This window comes from Paenibacillus favisporus, assembly GCF_040545415.1.
GTDB lineage: Bacteria > Bacillota > Bacilli > Paenibacillales > Paenibacillaceae > Paenibacillus_AQ > Paenibacillus_AQ favisporus.
The window spans coordinates 510,942-523,359 of record NZ_JBEPLV010000005.1; the positions used below are offsets into that span (position 1 = coordinate 510,942).

Annotated in this window: 7 protein-coding genes; all 7 read left to right on the top strand. The window is 43.5% G+C overall.

From position 1 onward, the window contains the following. Positions 1-10 precede the first annotated feature (10 nt). The 7 genes from ABID47_RS23630 (at position 11) to secA (ending at position 12,297) form a co-directional block, all read left to right on the top strand. A complete protein-coding gene (locus tag ABID47_RS23630; RefSeq protein ID WP_354500329.1) occupies positions 11-1,537 on the top strand; it encodes a CDP-glycerol glycerophosphotransferase family protein in 1,527 nt (508 codons plus the stop codon). A gap of 15 nt (positions 1,538-1,552) precedes the next feature. Continuing rightward, positions 1,553-2,311 carry a hypothetical protein gene (locus tag ABID47_RS23635; RefSeq protein WP_354500331.1) on the top strand — a complete coding sequence of 253 codons (759 nt, stop codon included), beginning with the start codon at positions 1,553-1,555 and terminating at the stop codon, positions 2,309-2,311. Between the two features lie 23 nt (positions 2,312-2,334). Further along, entirely contained in the window at positions 2,335-3,402 is a 1,068-nt protein-coding gene (locus ABID47_RS23640) for a glycosyltransferase (RefSeq protein ID WP_354500333.1), read from the top strand. Positions 3,403-4,132: 730 nt separating this feature from the next. After that, complete coding sequence (locus tag ABID47_RS23645) at positions 4,133-8,077, top strand: immunoglobulin-like domain-containing protein (RefSeq protein WP_354500335.1); 3,945 nt, start codon at positions 4,133-4,135, stop codon at positions 8,075-8,077. Positions 8,078-8,281: 204 nt separating this feature from the next. Then, complete coding sequence (locus ABID47_RS23650; RefSeq protein WP_116233506.1) at positions 8,282-8,479, top strand: cold shock domain-containing protein; 198 nt, start codon at positions 8,282-8,284, stop codon at positions 8,477-8,479. Between the two features lie 284 nt (positions 8,480-8,763). Next, positions 8,764-9,342 carry a ribosome hibernation-promoting factor, HPF/YfiA family gene (gene hpf, locus ABID47_RS23655; protein WP_116233507.1) on the top strand — a complete coding sequence of 193 codons (579 nt, stop codon included), beginning with the start codon at positions 8,764-8,766 and terminating at the stop codon, positions 9,340-9,342. Positions 9,343-9,789: 447 nt separating this feature from the next. Next, the gene (gene secA, locus ABID47_RS23660) at positions 9,790-12,297 is read left to right on the top strand and encodes a preprotein translocase subunit SecA (protein WP_354500338.1); all 2,508 of its coding nucleotides are present in this window, start codon (positions 9,790-9,792) and stop codon (positions 12,295-12,297) included. The last annotated feature ends 121 nt before the right edge of the window (positions 12,298-12,418 follow it).

Genomic DNA, 12,418 nt, shown 5'->3' on the forward strand with positions numbered 1-12,418 from the left:
GGTAAGCAACATGACTTCTGATTTTAAGCCGCGCATTAGACTATTAACCCATACACGTTCCGGATGCAACTGCAGGGCTCTTTATGAAAAAATACCTAGTTACATTTCGGAAAAATATGATGTTCAATTATTAGATAGTGATTATTATTCAGAGATACCGGAAGAAGTAGCTGATAGTGAAATTGTAGTTACTACGCATAGAGATTTTTATCCCAGAAAACACCAATTTAACATAGAATTATGGCATGGATTCGGGCCTAAAACTACAGGAGCCATGGAAGTACCTATTAAGTCCATGATGAGCAGTAGAGAGTATCTTTACTCATATTTCAAACATATCAATGCAATAGCTTCTTATTCACCTTTTTGTAGTGCAATGGTTAATGCAGGATTTCATGCTATAGGAGAGGTTTATCAAGTAACTGGTATGCCCAGAAATGACGTGTTATTTACTTCCAAAGGCCATGAAAAGCTAGAAGTAATTTTCAATCGTAGTTTTAAAACCAATAAACTGGTTTTCTACATGCCAACATGGAGAGATCAGTATGTAAATCTAAATAAAAGCGATGGAGAAAGGGTATGGAATAATATTTTTGACTTATTAGAATTTGACTATGACTCATTTGATAATTTCTTAAAACAAAATAAAATTATATTAATAGTAAAATTGCATCCTTTTGAGGAAAGTCTAGTTCTAGAGAAAATTAATAATTTACCTTCATCCAATATTCTCTTTTTAACCTCTACACTTCTTGAAATAAATGACTTACAACTTTATGAACTTTTAAACGCTAGTGACTTATTAGTTACTGACTACTCATCAGTGTATATGGATTACTTGTTGTTAGATAAACCAGTAATGTTTATTCCTTCTGATTATAAAAAGTACGAAGAAACAAGGGGCTTTTGGCTTACTCCATATGAATTTTGGGCTCCAGGACCAAAAGTTACAACTCAGTCAGAGTTTGAAAATGAACTTGTAAAATCATTAGAAGATAAATCTTACTTCAAACAACAAAGAAATTATGTAAAATCTATTGTACATCATTACAAAGACGATCAATCCTCTACGAGAGTCTGGAAAGTCATTGATGATTTATGGGAAGGTGAATTAAAAATACAGGATCCTGTGTTTAATTATGTCGATAAAGATATTCTCCTTCTTAGGGAAACAATTAAATCAAAAATTAACGATATGCTTAACAATAACTTTTTAGACAACGCTGCTCAATCCATATTAGAATATGAAAACGAAGTCTCTAACGATCCAGAAATCCTTACATTAAAAGCATCTTTAAACTACCTAAAAAGCAATATTAACGAAGCTATATTATTTTTGCGTGAATCTTATGTAATTGATCCTAAAAATATCGATAATTTATTTAACTTAGGATTTATGTATAAAGTTGATGGAGATATCCGCAAATCAACATTCTATTTTGAAAAATTCATTTCCAATGCAGCACATAACAACAAATATGAAGAATTAATTATCCAAGCAGGCGAGCATTTGAAGGAAAACCATAACTTGGTTTAAGAGGAGCTTTAGATTATGAGTGAGTATGAATTCTTTATAAATAATTGTAACAGTCATTTGGTAGAACAGTACTCATTCAGCAAGAAGAAAAAGGTTATTATTGATTTTAGAAATTCATCGGACACTCTCCTTATATTTTTTGGGGGTATAAGTAAAGGGTTACACAGTGGAATGGGAATTCCATTGTTTGAGTATCTTAAAATATCGGAATCCTTAGATAGTAAGAAGGTTTTTATTAGAGATTTTGACCAAGCTTGGTATCATAAAGGTTTGGGAGTATCTAATATATATAATATGCACACTTTAAAGACCTATTTAGAGGGGCTTATAAAAATTTCAAGAACAGAGAATGTCGTATTAATAGGAAATTCAATGGGGGGATATGCTTCAATTTTGCTTGGGAGTTTAATAAATTATCCGATTAAGGTACTAGCTTTTAGTCCCCAAACCTTTATTGGAAAAGTGAACTCTGAGGTAAATAATGATAACCGTTGGTATAACGAAATGCAAAATATACCTGAAGGACTACCAGAGGAATATCTAGATTTAAACAAAATGTTTAATAAGAGAAAAAATGATAGTCATTTTAAAAGATACATTATTCATTTCACGCAAATTGATAGCAGCCATGCATATAATCTAATAAAATTTGATAATGTGACACTTTTTGAACATACAAACAATGATCCAGAATCAGGTCATGAACTGGTGAAAATTTTGAAAAATAATGGGAAACTTATTGAAATACTAAAAAATGTCCAGTTTGAGATGTAGCACAAGGGGGGGATGAGACCAAAATGGGAAAAAGATTGTCTTTAATTATGATTGTCAAAAATGAGGCCGTTTTGTTACAACGTTGCCTTGAGAGTGCGGCAAAGTATGTGAACGAAATTGTAATCGTTGACACCGGTTCGACGGATCACACGAAGGAAATTGCCTTAGCTTTTAATGCAACGGTATATGATTATGGTTGGAACAATGATTTTTCGGCAGCTCGTAATTTTGCTTTGGACCGATCTACGAGTGATTGGAACCTTGTGCTGGACGCAGATGAGTTTATATCTAATGATTGCGCTGAAGCAATCCGTGATTTTATTGAGAATAAAGAAGCAATTGGAAAAATAAAAAGGGTCGATAAATTTAGTGGTCCTGATGGAATCAATTATGAGCAAATTTACATTTCTAGATTATTTCCGTCGTCCTGTCGGTACTCAGGAAAAATACATGAGCAAATCATTTCGGATTTGCCGAGGGTGATTATCGATGTGGAAATCCAGCACGATGGGTATTTTCATCAAAGCAAGAATGAAAGAAACATCCCCATTTTGCTCGAGGTGATCAAGGAGAACCCTTTAGATCCGTACTTTCATTTTCAGATTGCAAAGGAATACCGTGGATTAGAGAGACAGGAGGAAGCGTTAGCTCACTTGAAAATAGCTTATACAAACATGACTCACCAAGAGAGTTACGCTCCTAGTATTATAGTGAATTTAATATATGCGATTATAGCTACAGGTCAGCTGGGTGAAGGGATCCAGATTATCGATCGTGAATTGGAATTTTTAAATGAATATCCCGATTTCTTTTTTGTTTCGGCGCTTTATTTGCTGGAGCTGATTTCGAGCGATCCTGAACAATATGGAGGGCTTGTTTCGTTAATCGAAAAGTACTACAAAAAAGCATTGGAAATCGGTGACAATGGTCGTGAAGGAAGTGTGCTGGGTACCGGTTCTTATGCGACACTGCATAATCTAGGAGTTTTTTACGAGGTCACAGGAAGAATGGTCGAGGCTAAGGACTGCTATGCGCAAGCCGCTGAAATGAATTATCCCCCTTCCATCGAACGGCTTGCCGGCATGCAGTAGTAAAATGATCCAAGCCATAAATTAACACCAAAAGGAATAGGGTATTGGGAAGGAAATCGAGTCAATTTCATAACCAAACAAAATGTGTAAAAATTAATTCCCTGCTCAGGTTGTCTACCAAACAATACACCTTCATGAGAATGCAACCATATCGAAAGATATGGAGGCAAACATGAAGGTGTTTTTGTATTAACAACAGTAAACAGTTATCCCTTAGAGATGAAGCAGAATATGGTTGGTACACAGGTTATTTATTCATATAATTCTGTGAAAAACAGTTAAATCGCAGTATTACATCTAGAACCTTGCCAAGAATACTGCAAGATTATGGCTCGGTTTAGAAAGAGCATGCATCACACGATTAACTACAAAACCAAATGACTGTCGCCGGAAACACTGTCGCTGGCAGCTTAGACTTGAAAGGTTCGTAGTTCCCTACTTCATACGGAACGAAGACTATTCTAGTCTTATTTTGTTTTCTTGATTCAGCCTAGGAATGAAAAAAAATTAACAGGAAACAAAAGGAACAAAAGTATAGATTTTCTTTGTCTAAATATGGTAGGATACAAGAAGTGTTGATAGTCTTTAAGTCCTGGTTCTAATGTTATAATTTTTCTGATTTTTGAGGAATGGAGGTCTGACAAAGCGATTTTGGATGAAAATAATGTCGATTTAGTTCATATTTTTTGTTTTAACGTATAATAACATAAGTCTTAAGGAGGATATTCTTGTGAAAAAAGGTTTGCATGGTACATTAACCGGATTGCTAGGTTTGGGAATGACTTTGGGGGCTGTCAGTCCCGCATTTGCGGCACAACCCGCAAAGGATATCAACGGTCACTGGGCTGAAAAACAGCTGCAGGAGTGGGTTAACCAAGGAACTTTGAAAGGTTTTGAGGATGGTACGGTTAGACCGAATCAATCGATTACTCGGGCTGAATTTATTGCGTTGGTCAATCGTATTTTTGGATACACCGAATCTGCTCAAGTTCAATTTAACGATTTGTCGAGCAGCAACTGGGCCTATACAGATGTGGCCAAAGCGGTTAAAGCTGGATATGTTCAAGGTTATCAGGATCAGACGATTCACCCTTCTGCTGATGTCACCCGTCAAGAAGCTGCAGCTATGATTGCCAAAGTTGTGGGACTGACAGCGGGACAGACGGATTCGTTGTCCACTTTGAAGGATGCCGACCGCATCTCTGCGTGGAGCAAGCAAGGTGTCGCCGCAGTCCTGGAAAGTAAAATCATGAATGGATACCCGGACCAAACTTTTGAACCGCAGAAAAGTTTAACGAGAGCGGAAGCGGTAGTGCTGATTGACGCAGCCTTTGCAAAGAAGATAGCTGAGACCGTAACCTTTGATCAGGCTGGCACCTACGGCGGAACTGATAAAGAAATCCAGGTGATTCATGGAAACGTTGTCATCAGCGCTCCAGGAATAACACTCCAAAATGTAGAGATCCAAGGAAACCTGACCCTTGCCGAAGGAATTGGCAGCGGAGATGCCACCCTGAAAAACGTCAAAGTTCATGGAACCACAAACGTTGAGGGCGGCGGCGAAAACTCGATCCATTTCGTTGATTCCGTGCTAGTTAATATTGTTGTTAACAAGAAAGACGGGACCGTACGTATCGTTGCTGAAGGATCTACGGTTACCCAAAGCGTCGTTGTAAAGTCGTCGGCCAAATTGGAAGAAGACCATGCCAGCGGCGAGGGCTTTACAAATGTTGAATTGTCCAAGGATCTCCCGGCCAATGCAAAAGTAACGCTGAACGGAACATTCGATGATGTTGATGTTTTCGCTGCATCCATTTCTGTTCAATTGGTTAAAGGTTCCATCGAAAATGTTCAAGTTGATGGTTCTGCAGGAAATACATCGATCGAACTGAGCAGTGAAGCGAAGATCGTGAAACTGGTTTTGGATGCGGTTGCGAAACTCCTCGGTTCCGGCCAGATTCAAACTGCAACGATTAACGATGGCGCCAAAGGCTCTGCTTTCCAAACTAAACCGAACCAAATGGAAGGCTCTCAAAAGGACTCCATTCAAGTGAACACTCCTGCTTCTTCCGGAAGTTCCGGCGGCTCCAGTAGTGGGGGCAGCAGCGGCGGGTCTTCCGGTGGATCGAATGGCGGAGGGAATAATGGTGGGGGAACGACGACTCCAACGGATACAGTAGCTCCTGCTATTACCCTGAAAGGCGAGTCTACCGTAACTCTGGCATATGGCGCAGAATATTTCGATGAAGGTGTTACCATTACGGATAACAAAGATACTGGTTTGAAAGCAAATGTCACTTATTCCAAGGATGGTAAGGTTGTAGATAAGATTGATACCGAAGTAGCTGGTACCTACACGATTCACTACAACGTGAGCGATGCAGCAGGGAATGCAGCAAAAGAAGTGACGAGAACAGTAATAGTGAAGGAAGAGCCAGACACCGAAAAGCCAGTGATTGAATTGAAAGGTGAAGCCAGCGTATGGGTAGACTTCGGTGCAAAATATGAAGATGATGGCGTAAGTGTCACAGACAACAAAGATACGGAATTGAAAGTTACAGTGACCTACACCAAAGATGATCAAACGATAGATAATATTGATACTACCGAGGCAGGTACTTATATTATCCACTACAACGTAAGCGATGCAGCAGGAAATGAAGCGAACGAAGTAACGAGAACAGTCATTGTAAAAGAAGAGGCTGACACTGAAAAGCCGGTGATTGAACTGAAAGGTGAAGCGATCGTATCGGTAGACTTCAGTGCAGAATACGAAGATGCTGGCGTAACAGCAACAGACAACAAAGATTCGGAACTGGAAGTCAAAGTTACCTATACCAAAGAGGGTCAAGCGGTAGATAGTATCGATACTACCAAAGCGGGAACTTATACCATCCACTACAATGTAAGCGACGCAGCGGGGAATGCAGCGGACGAAGTAGTGAGAACGGTCATTGTGAAAGAAGAGGCTGACACTGAAAAGCCAGTGATTGAACTGAAAGGTGAAGCGATCGTATCGGTAGACTTCGGTGCAAAATATGAGGATGCCGGCGTAAGTGTCACAGACAACAAAGATACGGAATTGGAAGTTACAGTGACCTATACCAAAGAGGGTCAAACGGTAGATAGTATTGATACTAGCGAGGCGGGCACTTATATTATCCACTACAACGTAAGCGACGCGGCAGGAAATGCAGCTGACGAAGTAACAAGATCGGTTATTGTAAAGAATAACGACGTTTCGAGTGTTAATACCCTGGATGAATTGATTGAGGCATTGTCAGATGAAACAAAGTCAACCATTGATATTACTTCCAATATTGAAACCGATCAGAAAATCACGGTTACTCGGCAGGTATCTATTAATGGGGGAAACCATAGCATTGCTTTTAAAGGGGATGCTGTTGACTGGCAAGGCAACTACGTTCTGCACGTCTACAACACTTCAGGCGTAACGATCAGCGACCTCAATTTAACAGGTGGAGACGCTGGATTACTGGTGAACGGATCTGGCGTAACTTTAGAAGGGGACGTTAATGTAGGCGGAAACGAATTTGGCGGCATTGAGGTATCTAAAGGTGCAGCTCCCGGGCTTAATAATTCTCTGTTAAATGTTGTTGGAACTTTAACGAACGAAACGGAGTCCTATGGCAAGCCAACCATTTGGGTCATCGATGGCCAAGGTGAAGTAGATAATGCTCCTACAACAAGCACCACTACAATTGAGCCGGGACAAACACAGTATTATCTAGAAGCAATCCATGGATCACCGATAATTACAAGTACGATTAAGGATGCGGCGTATACTGATGTCGAACAGGACGTGGAGGTTAGTACTGCAGCCAATGGGAAAGCAGGTTCAAATGTAAAAGTGGTCATCACGCTTGATGACTCAACCCAAGCTGAAAATCTAGATCTTCAATACTTTGAAGTCAATGACCGAAACTACCATCCGTTGAACTTTAATAGTGGAGTAGCCGTTTACGGACCTGCTTCCGGATTTCCGCTTAAGGATGCTACGAGCAAGTTTAAAGTTACGTATAACCAAGAAGGTACGTATGGCTACAAGCTTGAATTGGTTGAAGTCGAAAGTAATAAGGTGCTCGCGACTTCTAAACACGAGGTAGTTGTAACGGAAGCGCCAAAACCGGAGGATTTTGTTATTGCCCAAGATTTTGGATACTGGACGGATTACCAAGCGTATAATGTTGGCTTCCAACTTCAGCTAAACAATATTAGCTACGACGACATTGATAAAATTGAAGTGGCTCTAGAAGATGAGGAAGGTAAGCCATTAGCGACCCGCACGGCAACGGGCGCCCAAATTGAAAAATTGGCATCGGATGACATGGAATACGGTGGTCTGGACGGTCAATTAAGCGCAGCTTTCACAGATCGTGAAGAAGAAGGCTCCAACGAATGGTGGAGCAGCACTCCGTATGACATTACACAAAAACCGTCTAAAGCAAAAATAACGATCACATTAAAAAATGGAGAAAGTTATTCAGTCTACAACACGAACTTGGCTGGGGAATACGTTCCTGAAACTCCAGAAGAGCCTGTAGTGACTGGGGAACAACAAGAGTCCGGAGAACCACAACAACCACAAGACACTCAACCGACCGGAGAGCAACAAGGGCCGCAAGACACACAAGAACTGGGAACAAATAATTAATTATTTCCCCGTTTCATTCGTATTAAATCCGGTTAATACAGCATATAAATGATTACGTATCGACATTCTGAATAGCCAGTTGATTGGAATTTTATACAATTAAACCCCTTTCCATTCCAATTGACAATGGACAAGTTTGGGTGGTATATTCAGGAATGTGGGCGTAAGTCACACTTTATTTGACGACGAAGGGAATGTTAGTGCATGCAAGGTAAAGTTAAATGGTTCAACGCAGAAAAAGGTTATGGCTTCATCGAGACTGCTGAAGGTGGCGACGTATTCGTACACTTCTCCGCAATCCAATCTGAAGGCTTCAAGACTTTGGAAGAAGGTCAAGACGTTGAATTCGACATCGTCGAAGGCGCTCGTGGACCGCAAGCAGCTAACGTAACGAAATTATAATCATCCGGCAAGGCCGACCTACATATACGGTTCGATGGTTAAGTAATTGAAGAACGGTAGCGATAAGACCCTGGATCTCCAGGGTCTTTCTTTGTGTTCCGGCGGATTTTACCACGATCGAACTTGTTTCATTTCCTCCTGAGCGGTTAAGGAATTTTACCCTGCTTTAGGCGGACAGCGGGGGTGAGTAAAGGGCTTTCATTTGGCGGACAGCCGCCCGAAAACGCCTTTTTACTTAGCGTTAACAATTGTGATATAATGGAACTGCAAAGGAGGAGTGCCCTATGAATTTAGCTATTCGAGGTCAACAAATCGAGGTTACTGACGCTTTGAAGGACTATGTCGACAAGAAGCTCAGCAGGCTTGAGAAGTATTTCGATGCACCCCCCGCCTCAGAAGGAAATGTGACACTTGGAGTTACTCGAGGTTTGCACAGCGTGGAGGTAACGATTCCGCTCCCTGGAGTGATGCTCCGGGCCGAAGACCGCAGCGATGACATGTATGCGTCCATTGATGCCGTCGTGGACAAGCTGGAACGTCAAATCCGCAAGCACAAGACCAAGCTCAACCGCAAGTTCCGCCAGGAAGGAAGCCTGAAGATGCTGTTCACGGAAGAAGCCGCGACCGGTACCGGCCTGCTGCCGACGATGACGGAGGAAGAGCACGACGATCTGGAAGTGGTCCGCACGAAGCGCTTCACCCTGAAGCCGATGGACGTGGAAGAAGCCATTTTGCAGATGAACATGGTCGGACATAATTTCTTTGTTTTTTCGAACATTGATACCCAGGAAGTGAATGTCGTTTACAAACGGAATGATGGTAAATACGGTTTGATCGAGCAAAATGAAGGCAGCGCGTATTAACAAAATGACGGTCCGTTGTAACAATTTTCATGATTATGTAAATATTTATTGAGTTTCGAGTAAAAAAAGAGCCCTTGTCCTGCAACGGATGGGGCTCTTCGTGCGTATATAAATAGAGGCCGTTTGTAAGGGCTGTAAGTTGTTGCGGCATCTCTTACAAACTGTTACAATTTATGCAAACCCGTTTTTATTTTAATTACCGGTTTGAACACGATTGGAATGAACTTCAAGCAGTTGCATTTTGTCTGTATGAAGCCGATTCTGTCCGGATCAATTTCAACAAGCAGCAGATCTTCAATACTCCTGTATGAATCGATTCTTTATGAATCCATCTCATTCAGCCGGTGTCTGTGTGAATTGGTTCATGAAGAATCTATTTCATTTGAACATAACCCTGAAATAACTGAAGTTGATTCTAACAATTGTTTTGCGCGAAAGGGGTTAACCATGCTAGGTATTGTCAAAAAAATCTTCGGTGACGTCAACGATCGTGAGGTTAAGCGTCTGATGAAGACGGTTGATCAGATCAACAAATTAGAGCCGGAATTCGTCAACCTTTCCGATGAGCAGCTGAAAGGGAAGACGGAGGAGTTCCGTGCGCGTTTGGAGAAGGGTGAAACCCTCGATGATCTCCTGCCTGAAGCGTTTGCCACCGTACGCGAAGCATCCAAGCGCGTGCTCGGTAAGCGTCATTACGACGTTCAGCTGGTTGGCGGCATGACGCTGCACGAAGGCAAGATCGCCGAAATGAAGACCGGTGAAGGTAAGACCCTGGTCGGTACCCTTCCGGTGTATTTGAACGCCCTGCTTGGACAGGGTGTACACGTTGTAACCGTCAACGACTATCTCGCACAGCGGGACAGCGCGGAGATGGGTCAAATTTACGAATTCCTGGGCATGACGGTCGGGGTCAACCTGAGCGGCATGGACCATGCGGATAAACAAGTGGCTTATGCCTGTGATATTACGTACGGTACGAACAACGAGTTTGGTTTCGACTACCTGCGTGACAACATGGTGCTGTATAAGGAACAAATGGTGCAGCGCCCGCTGTACTTCTGTACGATTGACGAAGTGGACTCAATTCTGATCGATGAGGCGCGTACGCCGCTGATCATCTCAGGACAAGCCCAAAAGTCGACGGAGCTGTATTACGTAGCGGACCGCTTTGTGAAGCAGCTGCAGAAGGAAGAAGACTATACGGTTGATATTAAGGTCAAATCCGTTGCTCTGACGGAAAAGGGTGTGGCTAAAGCGGAACGCGCTTTTGGCATCGAGAACCTGTATGACCACAGCCATATTACGCTGAACCACCACATCGTGCAGGCGCTGAAGGCGAACGTCATCATGCGCCGCGACGTCGACTACGTCGTAACGGAGGACGAAGTGGTGATCGTCGACGAGTTTACGGGCCGCCTGATGGCCGGACGCCGTTACAGCGACGGTCTGCACCAAGCAATCGAAGCGAAGGAAGGCATCGAGGTGCAGAACGAGAGCATGACGCTCGCGACGATTACCTTCCAGAATTACTTCCGGATGTACCGCAAGCTGGCCGGCATGACCGGTACGGCGAAGACAGAAGAAGAAGAATTCAAGAAAATTTACGGCCTGGAAGTTATCCAGGTACCGACGAACAAACCAAACCAACGGAACGACATGCCGGACATCGTGTACAAGAGCGTGAACGGCAAGTTCAAGGCGGTTGTCGACGAAATCGTGGAACGCCACAAAAAGAACCAGCCGGTGCTGGTTGGTACGGTATCCATCGAGAACTCCGAGCTCATTTCGGAAATGCTGAAGCGTAAGGGCATCAAGCATCAGGTGCTGAACGCCAAGTACCATGCCGAAGAAGCGGACATTATCTCCCGCGCCGGTCAGCCGGGTACGGTAACGATCGCCACCAACATGGCTGGACGGGGTACCGATATTTTGCTGGGTGAAGGTGTGGCTGATATTGGCGGTCTGCATATCATTGGTACGGAGCGCCATGAATCCCGCCGGATCGATAACCAGCTTCGCGGCCGTGCTGGACGCCAGGGCGACCCGGGCTCGACGCAGTTCTACCTGTCGCTGGGCGATGAACTCATGAAGCGGTTCGGCGCCGACAATGTGCTAAACATGATGGAACGCCTCGGTTTCGAGGAAGACCAGCCGATTGAGAGCAAGATGATTACCCGTGCGGTCGAATCCGCGCAAAAACGCGTCGAAGGCAACAACTTCGACCTGCGGAAGGTCGTCCTCCAATACGACGACGTCATGAACCAGCAGCGGGAGATCATCTACAAGCAGCGCCGTGAAATTCTGGAATCCGACAACATCAAGGATATCGTCATGGAGATGATCAAGCCGGTCATTGACCGCGCGGTTGAGGTACACTGCTCCGACGATATTCCGGAAAACTGGGAGCTCCAGGAAGTGGCTGATTACGTGAACAGCAAGCTCCTCGACGAAGGCTCGATTACCCGCGACGATCTGTGGGGCAAAGAGGTTGAGGAGATTGAAGAGTTTATCTTCGATAAGGTGAAGAAGAAGTACGACGAGCGCGAAGAGCGGATCGGTTCCGAGCTGGTGCGTGAGTTCGAGAAAGTTATCGTGCTCCGCTCCGTCGACAGCAAGTGGATGGACCACATCGACGCGATGGATCAGCTCCGTCAAGGTATCCACCTCCGTGCATACGGCGGTACGGATCCGCTTCGTGAATACCAATTCGAGGGTTTCGAGATGTTCAACACGATGACAGCCAGCATCCAGGAGGAAGTGGCTATGTACGTGATGAAGGCCCATATCGAAGCGAACCAGGAGCGCCAGGCAGTTGTGGAAGAGAGCAAGGTATCCACAAATGGCGAACCGACCGAGAAGAAGCCGGTGCAAGTCGGCGAACAGATCGGACGCAACGATTTGTGTCCTTGCGGCAGCGGCAAGAAGTACAAACACTGCCACGGTCAAGAAGCATAAGATAATATAGAAGCAAATGTTAAAGTCATTCATACAACAGCCGTTTCTTAGGCAACCCTAAGAAGCGGAGCCAAAACTCCCTTAAACCGGGAGACCCAATGCAGGCGCTGCTCTGAAAGAG